Genomic DNA, 17,665 nt, shown 5'->3' with positions numbered 1-17,665 from the left:
CGGTTGAGGCCTTTGCACGACAGTAGACTGGCATGTCCATGACGGTTTCCCTTCCGGCAACAAGACGCTTCTCGGTGTTGCCCATCACGGCGGTCATCGTCGCGGCCATTGCCGCCATGCCCATTCTGGCAATTTTCTGGCTGGCGCTGACCGGCAGCACGGAAGGATGGCAGCATCTTCTCGCCAATGTCCTGCCGCGCGCCGGGTTTCGCACCTTCCTGCTCCTGGGGATGACGGCCGCGACGACGGCTTTCTTCGGCATCGTCTGCGCCTGGCTTGTCACCACATTCGAATTTCCGCTGAGGCGGTTATTGTCCGCGACGCTCGTGCTGCCGCTCGCCATCCCCTCCTATCTCGCCGCCTATGCGTTCGGCGAGTTTCTCGACTTTACCGGCCCGGTGCAAAGCGCGTTGCGCGCCGCTTTCGGTTATCACAGCATCCGCGATTACTGGTTTCCAGACATACGCTCGCTCGGCGGTGCGGTGATCGTTCTCAGTTCGGTCCTCTATCCTTACGTTTATCTCTCGGCCCGCGCCGCCTTTTCCATGCAGGGACGGTTTGCGGCCGAAGCGGCCCGCACGCTCGGCGCAAAACCGCTGAACGTGTTTTTCTCCGTGCAATTGCCGATGGCCCGGCCGGCCATCGCCATCGGGCTTTCTCTGGTCCTGATGGAAACGCTGAACGATATCGGCGCGGTTGAATATCTCGGCGTCCAGACGCTGACCTTCACCATCTACGAAACCTGGCTCAATCGCGGCAATCTCGCCAATGCGACGCAGATCGCCGCCGTCATCCTCGTCATCGTCGGTGCGCTGATCGTCATCGAACGCAATGCCCGGGAAAAACAGCGCTTCGGCGCGCCGAAAGCGACAAGCATGGCGCAGCGTCACCGGCTGAAGGCGCTCAACGGCTGGCGGCGCTGGGGTGCAAGTCTTTTCTGTTTCGTTCCCGTGGCGAGCGGCTTTTTCATTCCCGTCATCGTGCTGGGCGGTTACGCCGCGAGGAGGCTCGATGCGCTGTTTACGCCGAAGCTTCTGAAAGCGCTCGGACACAGTCTCGAAGTCTCGCTTTCCGCCGCCTTCGTGACGCTGATAGCCGCTTTCGTGTTTTCCTATGCCATCCGCACCGAGCGCTCGCGCACCTCGAAGGTGGCTGCCCGCTTCGGCTCCATGGGATATGGCGTGCCGGGAACCGTGCTCGCCATCGGGGTGCTCATTCCGCTCGCCAGTCTGGACAATGGCGTCGATGGCTTTATCCGCGCACATTTCGGCTTTTCCACCGGGCTTCTGCTCTCCGGCACCGCCTTTGCCATCATTTACGCCCATGCCGTGCGCTTCATGACCATGGCGGAAGGCACGCTCGATGCTGGTTTCCAGAAGCTTTCGCCGCATATCGACATGGCCTCGCGGACGCTTGGGCGCAACCGGGCGCAGACGCTGTTCAAGGTGCTGTTGCCGAACATGCGGCCCGCGGCGCTGACGGCTTTTCTTCTCGTCCTGATCGAATCCCTGAAGGAATTGCCGGCCACCATCCTGCTTCGGCCTTTCGGTTTCAACACGCTGGCCACGCTGGTTTATGAGGATGCATCGCGCTCAAGGGTGCAGGATGCGGCCGTGCCGGCGATCATCATCATCATTGCCGGGCTTATTCCCGTGCTGCTCGTCTCGAAATCGATGGATCATCCAGAAAACCGCTGAGTGGCACGGGCCTTTGCGGCAAAAAGAAAGGCGGCCTTACGGCCGCCTGGATAAGTTGTGCTTTTCAACGAGAGAAAGGGGGACAATCTCGCCAGATGGAAATTATCAGTCCCGGCTATCAAAAATTTGACGGCCCTGCGTTGGGTTTACTTTCCGCCAACTCCTATTAACAAGCGGTTAAAACCAAAATCGATCAATTACCGACGAAAATTCCTATTCTGAGACCGTAAAGCGCCGAAACTAAATTAACAGTTTCTACTTTTCTCGCGATTTCAACAGTAACGCGTAAAAATCGACGCGGGATATTCGATCAGTTCCGTGCTGCCGCATGTTCGTCCCGCATCCGCTGCAATTCGGTGCGTTTGGAAGCGATGGAGGCGACGATCACGCCGATGGTGACAAGCCCGATCAGGATCGTGCAGATGGCGTTGATTTCCGGCGTCACACCAAGGCGAACCTGCGAATAGATCTTGATCGGCAGCGTGGTTGCGCCGGGGCCGGTGGCGAAGCTGGCGATCACCAGATCGTCCAGCGACAGGGTGAAGGCCAGCATCCAGCCGGCAATGACGGCGGGGAAGATGAGCGGCAGGGTGATGCGGAAGAAGGTTTTGACCGGCGGGCAGCCGAGATCGAGCGCGGCTTCCTCGAGACTGCGATCGAAGGTCAGGAGCCGCGACTGCACGACGATCGCCACGTAACACATGGTGAAAGTCGTATGGGCGATGACCACCGTCCAGAAACCGCGATCCACCCCGACGGCCACGAAGAGCAGCAGCAGCGACAGGCCGGTAATCACTTCCGGCATGACGAGCGGCGCATAGATCAAGCCGGAAAACAGCACCCGGCCCGGAAACCGCGCGAACCGCGTCAGCGACAGCGCCGCCAGCGTTCCGAGGATGGTGCCGATGGTGGCGCTGAGGATACCGACACGCAACGTTACCCAGGCCGCATCCATCAGCCCCTCGTTCGACCACATGGAGCGGTACCATTGCAGCGAGAAGCCGCCCCAGACGGTGACGAGCTTCGAGGCGTTGAAGGAATAAACGATCAGGATGATGATCGGGATATAAAGAAAGGCAAAACCGAGAGTGAGGACGGTGATGTCGAATTTTCCGCGCTTCATGGTCTCACCCCACCTTCTTCTGCTGGTTCTGGAAGATGGCGATGGGCACCACCAGCAACAGCAGTAGCAGCACGGCGACGGCGGATGCCAGGGGCCAGTCGCGGTTGCCGAAGAATTCCGTCCACAGCGTCTTGCCGATCATCAGCGTCTGGGCGCCGCCCAAGAGATCAGGGATGACGAATTCCCCTGTTATCGGAATGAAGCAGATCATCGAGCCGGCCACGACGCCCGGCAGCGACAGCGGGAAGGTGATCTTCCAGAAGGCTTTCCATGGCGGGCAACCGAGATCGGCCGCCGCTTCCAGCAGCGTATTGTCGAGCTTTTCCAGTGCCGAATAGAGCGGCAGCACCATGAAGGGCAGATAGGAATAAACGATGCCGATGAAGATCGCCGTCTCGGTGCGGAAGATATTGACCTGCTGGTCCGGCCCGAGAAGACCGAGCCATTGGAACAGCACCGTCAACAGGCCCTCCGGCTTCAGAATGCCGATCCAGGCATAAACGCGGATCAGGAACGAGGTCCAGAACGGCAGGATCACCAGCATCACCAGCGTCGGGCGAATGGAAGACGGCGCGCGCGCCATGGCGAGCGCCATGGGATAACCGATCAGCAAAAGCAGAAAGGTGGAGATGAAGGCGATGCGCAGCGATGATAGATAGGCGTCAATGTAAAGCGGGTCTTCCGTCAGGAAGAGGTAGTTCTCGAAATCCAGTTCGGAGAAGAAGGCGCCGAGTTTCGAAAACCCTTCGAAAACCGGCGTATAGGGCGGCATGGAGATCGCCGTATCCGACAGCGAGATTTTGAAGATGATGAAAAACGGTGCTGCGAAGAATAGCAGCAGCCAGAAATAGGGAACCGCGACGACCAGCCAGCGCCAGGGGCTTTGCCGGTTTTCGGGAGTGGTGATCGCCATGAAAGCCTCCCTCAGCGTGTCAGGACAAGACCTGAATCCGGTTTCCAGTTCAGCCACACCATATCGCCGAAGGTGATCGGGCGGTCGACGAGACGCGAGACATTCGCCTGCGCGGCGCGAATGACGCGGCCATCGGCAAGCTTGACGATGAAGACGGAGAAGTCGCCGAGATAGCCGATATCCCAGACCTCGCCATAGGCGGAATTGATGCTGCTATCGGCGGGCTGATCGAGCGAGATGCGGACCTTTTCCGGGCGGATGGCGAAAGCCACCTGGCTGCCGGTCGCGGCAGCGCATTCCTGCTCCACCGCCACCTTCAGCCCTTCGCAATCCAGCGTCACCAGACCCGGTTTGCCGATATCGGAAGCATTGGCGACGACATTGGCGTCGAAGATATTGATATCGCCGATGAAATCCGCCACATAGCGGCTGTTAGGCGCTTCATAGATTTCGGCCGGTGTCGCCACCTGAACGACATTGCCCTTGTCCATGACAGCGATGCGGTCCGAGACCGTCATCGCTTCTTCCTGATCGTGGGTGACGATGAGGAAGGTAAGGCCGAGATTGGTCTGGATGTCCATCAGTTCGAATTGCGTTTCCTCGCGCAGCTTCTTGTCGAGCGCGCCGAGCGGTTCATCCAGCAGAAGCACCTTGGGTCGCTTGGCAAGCGACCGGGCGAGCGCCACGCGCTGCCGCTGACCGCCTGAAAGCTGGCTTGGCTTGCGCCTTGCGAATTCCGTGAGCTTGACGAGCCGCAGCATTTCTTCGACGCGAGCGGCGATATCCGCCTTGGGCAGACCGTCCTGCTCCAGACCGAAAGCGACGTTCTTTTCCACCGACATATGCGGGAAAAGCGCGTAGGACTGGAACATCATGTTGGTGGGGCGCTTATAGGGCGGTACGCCGGAAATATCCTTGCCCTGCAGCAGGATGCGGCCTTCGGTCGGTTCCTCGAAACCGGCCAGCATGCGCATCAGCGTGGTCTTGCCGCAGCCGGAGGGACCGAGCAGCGAGAAGAACTCGCGTTCATAGATATCGAGCGTCAGATTGTTGACGGCGACGAAATCGCCAAAACGTTTGGTGACGTTTTCAAAGCGGATGAAGGGCACCGCATCGGGATTGTCCCAAGGGCTAAATTTGCGTTTGACCGGCCCCAGAGTTTTCGCCATTCACCCTACCCTCAAATCCCGTTGGTCGTGTAGATTTGAGCATCGGATTTTCCGACTTTCGGTCCGATGCTCTGAGGCGGGCGACGCCGGCAGGTAACGGAACCTGCCGGCAAAGGATCAGAGAAACAGGCCCGCCGGCCGTTCCTCAACCAGCGGGCGGAAGTGTCAGCTGCCGGTCTTTATCTGCGTCCAGACGCGGTTCAGGACGCGCTGTTCCTTCGGCCCGTAGGGCGAGATGGTGAAGAGCTTCTTCAGCGTCTCGGCATCGGGATAAACCGCCGGGTTCTTGGCGACGGACTCATCCATCAGCGCCTGCGAGGCGAGGTTGCCATTGGCATACTGAACATAGTTGGAGGCCTTGGCGATGACTTCCGGCCGCATCAGATAGTTGATGAAGGCGTGGGCTTCCTCGACATTCTTGGCATCCGCCGGGATGGCAAGGTTGTCGAACCACATATAGGTGCCTTCCTTCGGAATGACGTAGTTCACCTCGACGCCGTTCTTGGCTTCCTCGGCGCGGCTTTTCGCCTGCAGGATATCGCCGGACCAGCCGATGGTGATGCAGCTGTCCCCGTTCGCCAGCTCATCGATGTAGGCGGAGGAGTTGAAGGTCTTCACATAGGGGCGGATCTTCATATAGACGTCGCCGCCCGCCTCGAGGTCGGCGGTTTCCTTGCTATCCGGATTCTTGCCGAGATAGTTCATGGCGATGGCGAAGGTCTCGTCCGACGCATCGAGAATATTGATGCCGCAGGATTTCAGCTTTTCGGCATTTTCCGGCTTGAAGAGAATATCCCAGCTGTCGACCGGAACATCGCCGAGCGCCGCCTTCACCTTGGCGACATTATAGCCGATGCCGGTGGTGCCCCACATGTAGTTCACGGCATATTCGTTGCCGGGATCGTATTTGGCCAGACGCTCGGAAACCTCGGGCCACATGTTCTTCAGATTCGGCAACTTGGACTTGTCGAGTTTCTGGAACACGCCGGCATTGATCTGGCGGGCGAGGAAGGGCCCGGTCGGCACCACGACATCATAACCGGAGCTGCCGGCCAGAAGCTTGGTTTCCACAAGCTCGTTGCTGTCGAAAACGTCATAGACGACCTTGATGCCGGTTTCCTTGGTGAAATCGGCAAGGATCGATTCGTCGATATAATCCGACCAGTTATAGACGTGGACGACCTTCTCCTGGGCCATTGCCGAGCCTGCTGCAACGAGCGCGGTGGTGAGAGCCAAGGTCAGGCGGAGAGAACGGTTTTTCATGATGTCTCCTGTTAACGCATCCTCACGATGGGAGCGTGATCCCCTTTTTTGGGAGAGACTAGAAAGGAAAACAAAAGGGAGCAAGCGGGAAATGTGCAGCACAGCATTTTCAACCAAATGTGTTCCGGCCACAAAAAAGCGAATGGAAACACCTACTGGAAGTCGAAAACACTGAGACCGGTAACCATTTCATCGAGCCCGAGCGGCCGCGTCAGCGGCGCTTCCGCCCGCGACAGACAGCCCTGCCTTTCGCATAGCCGGCACGAAGGGCCGACGGCGACGGGCGCAGCACCCGAAGCGGCGGGGCCATAGACGGTCTCTCCGGCCTGGGCGAGATCGCAGCCGAGAAGCACGGCCGTTCGCCGCACCCTTTCGCCGAAACCCGCCTGCGGACCTTCCAACGTACGCGACACCGTGAGGAACGCGTCGCCATCCGGCATCTCCACCGCCTCCACCAGCACCTGTCCCGGCTGGGCGAAAGCGGCATGAATATTGAGCCGCGGACAGAGGCCGCCAAAACGCGCCCTTGGAAAACCGCCGGCCCCTGCAAGGCGGAAACGGTTGCCGGCATTGTCGATCTCCATCAGGAAAAACGGGATCGCCGCGGCCGACGGCCGTTGCAGGCTGACAAGGCGGTTGGCTGCCTGTTCGAAAGAAACGTTGAAGCGCGACCGCAAAACCTCGAGATCGTATTTCGCCCGCTGGGAGGCGCTCAGGAATGCGCCATAGGGCATCATCAACGCATGGGCGGCGTAGCGCGCCAGTTCGAAGCGGGCGATGCGCCTCGCCTCCTCCCCTTTCAGGCCAAGCCCTTCGAGCTCCGTGCCGATTTCTTCGCGAAGCGCCAGAAGACAGGTCTCCATGGCCATTTCCCGCAATTGGTCCGGCTGCGACAGGCGTTCGGATAAAAACAGCCGCATGGAGTGGCGGTCATAACGCCGCCTGAGATTCGGCATGGCATGAACCGGCAGGGTGCGGACCACGATGCCGTGGTTTTTCTGAAGCCATGCACGAAGGCCGGAGGCGAGATCGTCGCCCGCCGACAGGTGTTTGTGGAGCTCTTCCGCCGCCGCATCGATGGCATGGAAATAAGCCGGCCGGTTTTCAAAGACGTGGCGCACCTCGTCGATCGGCAGGCGGGTGGAGGAGAGCGCCGTCTCGTGCCCCTCCCGCGCCAGAAGATCGGAGAGGTCGGAAAGGCGCTGTGCCTGCTCCCTATAGGCCCGGTAAAGCTTGAGGACACCGCTTGCCGCATTGGGCGCGGCATCGGCAACCTCGATCAGTTCCTGCGGTGATGGCACCTCACCCGCCAGCAGCGGATCGGCGAAGACCTCACGCAGCTGCCCGGCGGAACCGGCGCTTTCGCCCTGCAGGTCATCCAGATCGACCTTGTAGACGGAGGCAAGCTTCAAAAGCAGCTGCACCGTCAGCGGCCGCTGGTTGCGCTCGATGAGATTGAGATAGGACGGCGAAATCGCCAGCGCCTCGGCCATTGCCGTCTGGGTCAGCGCCAGGCCGTTGCGAATGCGGCGCACGCGCGGGCCTGCAAAAATCTTGTTTTCCGACACCGCCTCACCTCCCCGTGCCTACGACTCATACAAACCTGTTACAAACTCTGCGGGCAAAAGACTTTTACAAAATTTACAATTTTACAGCTCCCACCTGTCACGCACCCTACAGGATAACCTCTTTCAAGTCACTGTTTTTATGTTTGTTCTGGCGCTCAAATCTCGAAAAATGTAAATGTAGTCACATCAAACGGCGCCATATGATGTTGAAGAGGGCCCGTTACGGAAACCGCATTTATCATGGGAGAGAGAAGTATGACGGATTTTTACAAACTTGTTCCGGGCGCACCGCAGGGACGTTTCGATGGCATCGAGCGCACCTACACCGCCGCCGACGTGGAACGGCTGCGCGGCTCCGTCGACATCCGCCATTCGCTGGCCGAGATGGGCGCGAACCGACTGTGGAAGCTGATCAACGAGGAAAATTTCGTCAACGCGCTCGGCGCGCTTTCCGGCAACCAGGCCATGCAGATGGTTCGCGCCGGACTGAAGGCGATCTATCTTTCCGGCTGGCAGGTTGCGGCGGATGCCAATACGGCATCGGCCATGTATCCTGACCAGTCGCTTTATCCGGCCAATGCCGCACCGGAGCTTGCAAAGCGTATCAACCGCACCCTGCAGCGCGCCGACCAGATCGAGACGGCGGAAGGCAAGGGCCTTTCGGTCGACACCTGGTTCGCGCCGATCGTTGCCGATGCGGAGGCCGGTTTCGGCGGACCGCTCAACGCCTTCGAGATCATGAAAGCCTTTATCGAGGCAGGTGCTGCGGGTGTTCACTATGAAGACCAGCTGGCATCGGAAAAGAAATGCGGCCATCTCGGCGGCAAGGTTCTGATCCCGACGGCGGCGCATATCCGTAACCTGACGGCGGCGCGGCTTGCGGCCGATGTCATGGGTGTGCCGACTCTGGTTATCGCCCGCACGGATGCGGAGGCCGCGAAGCTCCTGACCTCCGATATCGACGAGCGCGACCGTCCCTTCGTGGATTACGATGCCGGCCGCACCGTCGAGGGCTTCTATCAGGTCAAGAACGGTCTTGAGCCCTGCATTGCCCGCGCCGTTGCCTATGCGCCCTATTGCGACCTGATCTGGTGCGAGACTTCCAAGCCGGATCTCGAACAGGCGCGCAGGTTTGCCGAGGGCGTGCACAAGGTGCATCCGGGCAAGAAACTCGCTTACAATTGCTCGCCGTCGTTCAACTGGAAAAAGAACCTCGACGACGCGACGATTGCCAAGTTCCAGCGGGAACTCGGCGCGATGGGCTACAAGTTCCAGTTCATCACGCTTGCCGGTTTCCACCAGCTGAATTTCGGCATGTTCGAACTGGCGCGCGGTTACAAGGACCGGCAGATGGCGGCCTATTCCGAGCTTCAGGAAGCGGAATTCGCGGCCGAGGCCAATGGTTACACCGCCACCAAGCACCAGCGCGAAGTCGGCACCGGCTATTTCGACGCCGTGTCTCTGGCGATCTCTGGCGGCACGTCTTCCACGACAGCCATGAAGGAATCCACCGAGCACGACCAGTTCCGCCCGGCGGCTGAATAAAATCAAGAAACTGCCCTTCCCGGTGACGGGAAGGGCTTGCAAACCGGATCAAGAACCCCAACCAATAATGAGAGGAGAAATGCCATGAATGCCCATAACCCCATCAAGACCCACGTCAAGGAACGCGCCGAGGAACAGTCCTCCGCCATGACGCAGGATCAGCAGGCCGCCATCCGCATGCTGGCCAATGATCTGCACCGCCTCAATCAGGCCGTCATGAAAGCCGTCGAGGCCGGCGTTTCCGTCGAGCTGGTCCGCTCGGCCCGCCACCATGGCGGCGGCGGCAACTGGGGCGATCTGCTTATCCCCGTCATCGTCGCACAGGGAAGTGCGGCCGCCTGAAACGGCCTCCTTTCTATGCCGGGCGGCTCTTGCGCCCGGCATAGAGATCGGAATGGCTCTTGATCAGACGGGTCATCCGATCCGCCACCGTCCTGATATCACGGCGGTGGCGATCGTCATTGTTCATGACGATCCATTGATTGTGGCGAAGGCTCTCCAGTTCTTCGCCTTCCCGAGCGAGCCGCGCATCCGCATCACCCACGAAACACGGAAGCACCGCGACCCCCGCCCCGGCCAGCACCAGATCGAGAAGCGCCGTCGGACGGTTCACCGTTACCACGATCCCGTTGTTACGATTTTCATGGGGCCAGCGCAGATAGGTTGAAATGGCGTTTTCCTCCGCCACCGCCAGCCAACGGTCGGCGACGGAAACGGCGGCGTTGCGCAGCCTGTAGGGCGCATAGGCCACCTCCCCCGTCCGGATGGCGGCAAGGTTCTTTTCCTGTGGTTCGAAAGCGCGAATGCCGATATCGTTTTCGCGATGGGCCAGAGACGCCCTCTGTTCGGCAATGAAAAGGTCGATGCGGAAATCGTCGCGGTCGGTGCAGATGGCGGAGAAATTTCCGGTCAGCAGCCAGGCGTTCCAGGTGCCGACGGCAATGCGCACGACAGACGAGGCCGACGACGCCTTCTGCCATCCCTCGATGTCCCTCGCCGCATTCTCCATCGCCTGAAGCCGGTCGAACAGCGTTCGGCCGTCTGCCGTCAGGGCGTATCCCGTCTGGCTGCGCTGGAACAGCGCCTTGCCGATACGCTCCTCCAGCTCTACCATGCGTCGTCCCACCGTCGCGGGGCTCAAGCCCGTCAGCGACGCAGCACCCGTCAGGCCGCCGCTGCGTGACACATCGAGGAAAAGCTGATAGGAATCCCAGGTGACGTTTTTCATCGATGAAAAACGTAGCGCATTTTCTTGCGCAGATAAATCAAAAAACGGCGTGCATCATGGCCCTCCGCATTAGAAGGAGAGCGACATGCACGCGATTTTTGCAGCCCGGACGATCATCGAAAACCAGCAGCCGCGCACACGGCGCGAAGCCATTCTACAAGAAGAGAAATTTTATGCCGATATGGCGCAGGCATCTCGGCCGTGGCGGCTTTTCAGCGCGCTTATAAGCCGGATGAAGGCAAAGAGCCGCGGATCAGTGAAAGAGGGCGATCAGGGCTGCCAGAGCACCGGCTGCGGTGAGGCTCAGGCGAAAGGCCAGCTGACGGCTCTCGTTGTCAGTGCGGGCGATGGCAATGGCGCGAGGGCGGCGATGTGCGAATCTGTTCATGCGCGGGTTCCTGACGAAAAACTCAACCGACCCATGCCCTGTTAAGGCCTCCAGCAGGACATCATGTGCAGCGGGATCATTGAGCGATCCGGCCTTGCTGGCATTTGGTCAGGATGACTCCACGCCCATTAACAGGTTGTTAAAAAGGGCGAAGAGGGACAATAAACTCAGCCAGCAAGTTTGGCGAGCAGGCTCATCATACTCCGTCACCCCGGACTAGATCCGGGGTCCAGCCGACGCACGTCTGTGCGGCGAGAGTAGTCTTTTCAGCCCAAAGACTTGGGCTGACTGGATACCGGCTCAAGGCCGGTATGACGGAGGAGAAAGTTGCGAACTTACTCCATGGCCAGAGACAGTCACGCGAATTCGCCTGCCGCCTGCCCAGACGCCCAGGCCCACTGGAAATTATAGCCGCCCAGCCAGCCGGTCACATCCACGCATTCGCCGATGAAATAGAGGTTGGCCAGGGATTTCGCCGCCATGCTGCGAGAATCGAGGCCCGTCGTATCAACACCGCCAAGCGTGACCTCCGCCGTGCGATAGCCTTCGGAGCCGGCGGGCTTGATCTGCCAGTCCTGCACCTCATTCGCTAACGTCGTCAGAGCCTTGTCGGACATATCGGCAAGATTGCCGGTAAGGCCTGATTTTTCGACCACATGTTGGGCCAGCCGTTTCGGCAGGATTTCCGCAAGAGCCGTTTGGGCCGACTGTCGGCCGTTCTTCTGCTTCGCTTCCTTTAGCAAGGCGACTATATCGCGCGCCGGTTCCAGCTTGAGGCGGATCGTATCGCCTTCACGCCAGTAGGAGGAGATTTGCAGGATCGAGGGTCCGCTCAAACCGCGATGGGTGAAGAGCAGCGCTTCCTCAAACGAGGTCTTGCCGTGGAAAACTTCTGCCGGGACCGCGACACCGGCAAGCGGGCTCAGCCTTTCAAGCGCTGCGGGATCAAGCGTCAGCGGCACGAGGCCCGGACGGGTCTCGATGAGCTTGAGGCCGAATTGTTCGGCGATCTGATAGGCAAAACCGGTCGCACCCATTTTCGGGATCGACTTGCCGCCCGTCGCCACAATGAGGCTTTCCGCTTCGATGACGCCGGCGGATGTCGTGACGCGAAAACGCCCGCCATCATGGGTGACGGCCGAGACTGAGGTTTCGAGCCGCAGCTTCGCATTCACCGCCTGCATTTCGCCGAGCAGCATACGGATAATGTCCTTGGCGCTGTTATCGCAAAAGAGCTGGCCGAGCGTTTTTTCATGCCAGGCGATGCGGTGTTTTTCGACAAGGGCGATGAAATCGCGCGGCGTATAGCGGGCGAGCGCGGATTTGGCGAAATGCGGGTTGGCGGAGAGATAATTCTTCGGCCCGGCATGGATATTGGTGAAGTTGCAGCGGCCGCCGCCGGAAATGCGGATCTTTTCGCCCGGCGCTTTCGCATGGTCGAGAATGACGACGGAGCGGCCGCGCTGGCCGGCGCGGATGGCGCACATCATGCCGGCGGCGCCCGCCCCCAAAATCAGCACGTCACATTTCTCTGTCATCATTCCATCCGATCCGTTTCCTTTCCTCTTTTCGAAGTGCCGCCCGTTGTCAATGGCGCTTTCCCCCTCGCCAATTGCCAAACTACGGTTATGATGGCGCCAGTCGAAACACAGACCCGGTGATACATGCCCGCCAAGAAAACCATGCTCCGCCCGAAGAAACAGGCAACCATGGCAAAGACACCTCCCCTCGACCTTTCCTCCCCCCGTGGCGTTTCCTCCTGGCGCGAAGCCGCACAATGGCTGCGGGCGCGCGGGATCGAAGACATAGAATGCATCACGCCCGACCTTGCCGGCGTTCCGCGCGGCAAGATGATGCCGACGGCGAAATTCACGGGCGATACCTCGCTTGCCCTGCCCTCCGCGCTCTACCGCCATACGATCTCCGGCGAATATCCCGATGAGACCGCGAATTTCCGTTACGAGCCGCGCGACAGCGACCTGAAGCTGGTGCCCGATCTTTCCACCCTTTCCGTCGTGCCGTGGGAAACGGACCCGACCGCGCAGGTGATCTGCGACGTGGTGGATGCCGAGGGCAATTTCGTGCCCTACACGCCGCGCAATGTGCTGAAGAATGTGCTTTCGCTCTATACCGAAAAGGGCTGGAAGCCGGTCGTGGCACCTGAGATCGAATTCTACCTCGTCGCCATGAATGACGACCCGGATTATCCGCTGCATCCGCCGAAGGGCCGGTCCGGCCGCTCCATCGTCGGCGGGCAGAGCTATTCCATCGCCGGCATCAACGAATTCGACGAGTTGATCGACGACATCTACCATTTCTCCGAAAAACAGGGCCTCGAGATCGATACGCTGATCCACGAGGAAGGCCCGGCGCAGCTGGAAATCAACCTGCGCCATGGCGACCCGATTGAGCTTGCCGACCAGGTGTTCCTGTTCAAGCGCACCATCCGTGAGGCGGCGCTGAAGCACGGCATCTACGCCACCTTCATGGCCAAGCCCATGCAGGGCCAGCCGGGTTCGGCCATGCATATCCACCAGTCGGTGGTGGAAATCGACAGCGGCCGCAATATCTTCTCCAATGCCGATGGTAGCCCTTCGAAGGAATTCTTCTCCTTCGTGGGCGGCATGCAGCGTTATGTTCCGAACGCTCTCGTCATGCTGGCACCCTATGTGAATTCCTATCGCCGCCTGACGCCCGACATGGCCTGCCCGGTAAACAATGCCTGGGGTTACGACAACCGCACGACCGCCTTCCGCGTGCCGATTTCCGGTCCGCAGGCGCGGCGTGTCGAAAACCGCCTGCCGAGTTCGGACGCCAATCCCTATCTCGCGCTTGCCGCCTCGCTCGGCTGCGGCTGGCTTGGCATCGTCAACAATATCGAGCCGACCGAACCCACCGCCGATACCGCCAATGAAGGCTCCATCGAATTGCCGCGCGGTCTTCTGGAAGCCGTGGCGCTGCTGGAAGGCGAAGAGCAGTTCGACCGGGTGTTCGGCCATGAATTCGTGGGCCTCTATGCCGGTCTGAAACGTGGGGAGTTCGAGACCTTCATGCAGGTCATCAGCCCCTGGGAGCGGGAATTCCTGCTTCTCAACGTGTGAGGAACCCCGAGCATGACATGGCAAAGCCCGATTGCGCCGGGAATTTCCTGGTATCAGGCAACCGTTGGCGAGCGGCCGGACTATCCCGCTCTCGACGGGTCGAAAGAGGTGGACGTGGCCATCATCGGCGGCGGTTATACCGGCCTTCAGGCCGCCTGTAACCTCGCCGAAAACGGCGTCTCCGTCGCCCTCATCGAAGCGCATCGCTTCGGCGATGGCGCTTCCGGCCGCAATGGCGGGCAATTCGGCACCGGCCAGCGTTCCTTCCCCGACGAGATGGAAGGCGAGATCGGCTTCGAGCAATCCAAGCTGCTGTTCGACATCGCCGAGGACGCCAAAAACTACCTGCGCGGCTTCGCCGTCAGCCGCGGCATCGACATGGAATATCTTCCCGGGCAGCTCTATGTGGCGCACAAGGCCGCTTACGAGGACGATTATCGCCGAAGTGTCGATGCGATGAACAACCGTTATGGCTATCCGCATATTTCCTACATGGAACGCGCAGAAGCACGCAAACGCGTCGGCTCCACCCATTATTTCGGCGGCACGCGCGATACCGGCACCGGCCATATCCACCCGTTGAAGCTGCTGGTCGGGCTGGCGAAGGCGGCGAAAGCGGCGGGCGCCGGCATTTATGAAATGACGCCGGCGAAATCCATCCGGCAAGTGGGCGGCAAGACCATCATCGAAACGCCTTTCGGCACGATCACTGCGCCGCGGGTACTGACCGCCACCAATGCCTATATCGGCAATCTGGAACCGGTGACCGCCGCCCATATCATGCCGATCCGTTCCTTCATCGGCGCCACCGTGCCGCTGGATGCGTTTCCCGACATCATTCCCGACCGGGAAGCCGTGGCGGATTCGCGGTTCGTGGTGCGCTATTTCCGCAAGACGGCCGATAACCGGCTGCTGTTCGGCGGCCGCGAAGCCTACACGGCCGATACGCCGCGCGATATTTCCAGCCACATCCGCCGGCAGATCGCGGAAATCTATCCTGCGCTGAAAGATATAGAGATCAGCCATTCCTGGGGCGGCTCCGTCGGCATTACCCTGCCGCGCAAAGTCTTCGTGCGCGACGTCATGCCCGGCGTCACCTCCATCGGCGGTTATTCCGGCCATGGGGTGATGCTGTCGAACTATTGCGGCAAGCTCTATGCCGATCTCGTTCTCGGCAAAAAGGACATGCTGGCGCCCTTCGCGCAGCTGAAGGTGCCCTCTTTTCCCGGCGGGGCGTCGCTGCGCGCGCCGCTGCTTTTCCTCGCGCTCTCGTGGTACGCGTTGCGAGACAGGTTTTAGACCAATGTTTACAGACTGTTGCCGGCGGCGGACGAGTTGGCGGAAGCAAAATTCATAATTTCACATAACTGAGTCTGGCATTTTTAAATCGATTAGATTATTGATGCCCCAACCTTTGAAGATCGAGAGAATCGATATGAGCAGTCAGATCATTCCTGTTGAACCTTTTGATTGTGTCGTTTTCGGCGGCACGGGCGATCTTGCCGAGCGCAAGCTTCTGCCGGCCCTTTATCACCGGCAGGTCGAAGGCCAGTTCACGGAGCCGACCCGCATCATCGGCGCGTCGCGTTCGGTCATGACCCACGAGGAATATCGCAAATTCGCGCAGGACGCGCTGAAGGAGCACCTGAAGGCCGGCGAATATGACGATGCGCAGGTCGCCACCTTCCTGAACAGGCTTTTCTACGTGCCAGTCGATGCCAAGGGCAATAATGGCTGGGACGTGCTGAAGAAGCTGCTGGACGAGGGCAAGGAGCGCGTGCGCGCCTTCTATCTGGCCGTCGCGCCCGGCATTTTCGGCGATATTGCCGACAAGATCCGCGAGCACAAGCTCATCACCCGCTCGACCCGCATCGTCGTTGAAAAGCCTATCGGCCGCGATCTCGCTTCCGCGCAGGAACTGAACGACACCATCGGCCACGTCTTCAAGGAAGAGCAGATCTTCCGTATCGACCACTATCTCGGCAAGGAGACGGTGCAGAACCTTATGGCGCTGCGTTTCGCCAATGCGCTTTATGAGCCGCTGTGGAATTCCGCCCATATCGACCATGTGCAGATCACCGTTGCCGAAGCGGTCGGCCTTGAAGGCCGCGCGGGTTATTATGACAAGGCCGGTGCGCTGCGCGACATGGTGCAGAACCATATCCTGCAGCTGCTTTGCCTTGTCGCCATGGAACCGCCGGCATCGATGAATGCCGAAGCCGTGCGTGACGAAAAGCTCAAGGTTCTGCGCTCGCTGAAGCCAATCGACACCAGCAACGTCGAAAAGCAGACGGTTCGCGGCCAGTACCGTGCCGGCGCTTCCGCCGGTGGCCCGGTCAAGGGCTATCTGGAAGAGCTGGAAGGCGGCGTTTCCAACACCGAAACCTTCGTCGCCATCAAGGCTGAAATCGCCAACTGGCGCTGGGCCGGCGTTCCCTTCTACATCCGCACGGGCAAACGCCTTGCGACCCGCGTTTCGGAAATCGTCGTCACCTTCAAGCAGATCCCGCATTCGATCTTCGACGATGCGGCCGGCAAGATCGAGGCCAACAAGCTGGTCATTCGCCTGCAGCCGGATGAGGGCGTCAAGCAGTCTCTGCTCATCAAGGACCCCGGCCCGGGCGGTATGCGCCTGCGTCAGGTCTCGCTGGACATGAGCTTTGCCGAAGCCTTCAACGTGCGCAGCCCCGATGCCTATGAGCGTCTGTTGATGGATACGATCCGCTCCAACCAGACGCTGTTCATGCGCCGCGACGAAGTGGAAGCGGCGTGGGATTGGGTCGATCCCATTCTCAAGAGCTGGGAAGATCTGGGACAGGGCGTGCAGGGTTATACCGCCGGCACCTGGGGTCCGAGCGGCTCCATCGCGCTGATCGAGCGCGACGGCCGCACCTGGCACGATGCCGATTGAGGGCCCGGCGATGAGCGAAACGATACACGTCTTCGACACCGCCGCCGAACTGGCAACCGCTCTTTCGGCAGAGGTTGCCAAACGCCTTGATGCGGCAACGAAGGATCGCGGTGCGGCAAGCATTGCCGTCTCCGGCGGTTCGACGCCCAAGCTGTTCTTTCAGGCGCTTTCCAAACACGATCTCGACTGGCCCAATATCAGCGTGACGCTGGTGGACGAACGTTTCGTGCCGCCGGAAAGCGACCGCTCTAACCATCGTCTCGTTGCCGAGAACCTTTTGCAGCACAAGGCGAAGTCGGCTTATTTCGTGCCGCTGTTCCAGCCGGCGGCCTCGCCGGAGGATGCCGCGACGCTTGCGACCGTCAAGACCGAGGCGATCTGCGACCCGTTCGATGTCGTCATTCTCGGCATGGGAACGGATGGCCATACGGCATCGTTCTTCCCCGGTGGAGACAATCTCTACGAAGCACTGGACCTCGATGAGCCGCGCGGCGTTTTGACCATGGCGGCGGAGAATGCGGGAGAGGAGCGGTTGACCTTCAACTTCTCCAGCCTGCACGATGCCGGGTTTCTGGTGCTGCATATCGAAGGTGCTGCCAAGAAGGCGACGCTGGAGAAGGCACAGTCGGGCGAGGATGAGGATGAAATGCCGATCCGCGCCGTGCTGAACCGGGCAGAAACGCCCGTGGATATATACTGGGCGCCATAAGCCGAACGCCACCGCCGCGATTGCGGCCCGGCGACAAAGCGCCCCGAAGA

At 60.0% G+C, this 17,665-nt stretch carries 15 protein-coding genes; 7 read left to right on the top strand and 8 right to left on the bottom strand.

Going from position 1 to position 17,665, the window contains the following annotated elements; all coding sequences use genetic code 11:
• The first annotated feature begins 32 nt into the window (after positions 1–32).
• Positions 33–1,697, top strand: coding sequence for an ABC transporter permease (locus tag ACQZ40_RS02815; protein ID WP_448747355.1), 1,665 nt, complete (start codon positions 33–35; stop codon positions 1,695–1,697).
• A gap of 310 nt (positions 1,698–2,007) precedes the next feature.
• Here the strand turns inward: ACQZ40_RS02815 and ACQZ40_RS02810 are convergent, their stop codons facing one another.
• The 5 genes from ACQZ40_RS02810 to ACQZ40_RS02790 all read right to left on the bottom strand — a co-directional run bounded on the left by ACQZ40_RS02810 (position 2,008) and on the right by ACQZ40_RS02790 (position 7,733).
• On the bottom strand, positions 2,008–2,820 hold the full coding sequence (locus tag ACQZ40_RS02810) for an ABC transporter permease (protein WP_448747354.1): 813 nt from the start codon (positions 2,818–2,820) through the stop codon (positions 2,008–2,010).
• 4 nt (positions 2,821–2,824) lie between these two features.
• Positions 2,825–3,733 (bottom strand): ABC transporter permease subunit, encoded by a 909-nt coding sequence (locus ACQZ40_RS02805; protein ID WP_080817796.1) that lies wholly within the window; start codon positions 3,731–3,733, stop codon positions 2,825–2,827.
• An 11-nt stretch (positions 3,734–3,744) separates the two neighbouring features.
• Positions 3,745–4,902 carry an ABC transporter ATP-binding protein gene (locus tag ACQZ40_RS02800; RefSeq protein WP_080852663.1) on the bottom strand — a complete coding sequence of 386 codons (1,158 nt, stop codon included), beginning with the start codon at positions 4,900–4,902 and terminating at the stop codon, positions 3,745–3,747.
• A 165-nt stretch (positions 4,903–5,067) separates the two neighbouring features.
• On the bottom strand, positions 5,068–6,165 hold the full coding sequence (locus ACQZ40_RS02795) for a polyamine ABC transporter substrate-binding protein (protein ID WP_004432613.1): 1,098 nt from the start codon (positions 6,163–6,165) through the stop codon (positions 5,068–5,070).
• A 152-nt stretch (positions 6,166–6,317) separates the two neighbouring features.
• Positions 6,318–7,733 carry a helix-turn-helix domain-containing protein gene (locus ACQZ40_RS02790; protein WP_174038807.1) on the bottom strand — a complete coding sequence of 472 codons (1,416 nt, stop codon included), beginning with the start codon at positions 7,731–7,733 and terminating at the stop codon, positions 6,318–6,320.
• A 255-nt stretch (positions 7,734–7,988) separates the two neighbouring features.
• Here ACQZ40_RS02790 and aceA point away from each other — a divergent pair, with 255 nt between their 5' ends.
• Both aceA and ACQZ40_RS02780 read left to right on the top strand, forming a co-directional pair.
• On the top strand, positions 7,989–9,278 hold the full coding sequence (gene aceA / locus ACQZ40_RS02785) for an isocitrate lyase (RefSeq protein ID WP_004432607.1): 1,290 nt from the start codon (positions 7,989–7,991) through the stop codon (positions 9,276–9,278).
• A gap of 84 nt (positions 9,279–9,362) precedes the next feature.
• Positions 9,363–9,620, top strand: coding sequence for an SMc00767 family acetate metabolism repressor (locus ACQZ40_RS02780; RefSeq protein ID WP_003493954.1), 258 nt, complete (start codon positions 9,363–9,365; stop codon positions 9,618–9,620).
• Positions 9,621–9,633: 13 nt separating this feature from the next.
• Here the strand turns inward: ACQZ40_RS02780 and ACQZ40_RS02775 are convergent, their stop codons facing one another.
• From ACQZ40_RS02775 to ACQZ40_RS02765, 3 genes are all read right to left on the bottom strand, one after another.
• Positions 9,634–10,506 (bottom strand): LysR family transcriptional regulator, encoded by an 873-nt coding sequence (locus ACQZ40_RS02775; protein ID WP_078051239.1) that lies wholly within the window; start codon positions 10,504–10,506, stop codon positions 9,634–9,636.
• Positions 10,507–10,759: 253 nt separating this feature from the next.
• On the bottom strand, positions 10,760–10,894 hold the full coding sequence (locus ACQZ40_RS02770; protein ID WP_448747353.1) for a hypothetical protein: 135 nt from the start codon (positions 10,892–10,894) through the stop codon (positions 10,760–10,762).
• A 356-nt stretch (positions 10,895–11,250) separates the two neighbouring features.
• Positions 11,251–12,435 carry an NAD(P)/FAD-dependent oxidoreductase gene (locus ACQZ40_RS02765; protein ID WP_448747352.1) on the bottom strand — a complete coding sequence of 395 codons (1,185 nt, stop codon included), beginning with the start codon at positions 12,433–12,435 and terminating at the stop codon, positions 11,251–11,253.
• Positions 12,436–12,558: 123 nt separating this feature from the next.
• On the opposite strand from ACQZ40_RS02765, the gene ACQZ40_RS02760 reads away from it, so the two are divergent.
• The 4 genes from ACQZ40_RS02760 (at position 12,559) to pgl (ending at position 17,615) form a co-directional block, all read left to right on the top strand.
• Positions 12,559–13,995 carry a glutamine synthetase family protein gene (locus ACQZ40_RS02760; protein ID WP_035260676.1) on the top strand — a complete coding sequence of 479 codons (1,437 nt, stop codon included), beginning with the start codon at positions 12,559–12,561 and terminating at the stop codon, positions 13,993–13,995.
• Between the two features lie 12 nt (positions 13,996–14,007).
• The gene (locus ACQZ40_RS02755; protein WP_433821983.1) at positions 14,008–15,294 is read left to right on the top strand and encodes an NAD(P)/FAD-dependent oxidoreductase; all 1,287 of its coding nucleotides are present in this window, start codon (positions 14,008–14,010) and stop codon (positions 15,292–15,294) included.
• Between the two features lie 136 nt (positions 15,295–15,430).
• On the top strand, positions 15,431–16,906 hold the full coding sequence (zwf, locus tag ACQZ40_RS02750; RefSeq protein ID WP_065654429.1) for a glucose-6-phosphate dehydrogenase: 1,476 nt from the start codon (positions 15,431–15,433) through the stop codon (positions 16,904–16,906).
• A 10-nt stretch (positions 16,907–16,916) separates the two neighbouring features.
• Positions 16,917–17,615: a 6-phosphogluconolactonase gene (gene pgl / locus ACQZ40_RS02745; protein ID WP_271044909.1), complete on the top strand. Its 699-nt coding sequence runs from the start codon at positions 16,917–16,919 to the stop codon at positions 17,613–17,615.
• Positions 17,616–17,665 lie beyond the last annotated feature (50 nt).

It is taken from the genome of Agrobacterium sp. 16-172Ci (assembly GCF_053522725.1).
This window is presented reverse-complemented; position numbering and strand designations above follow the sequence as displayed.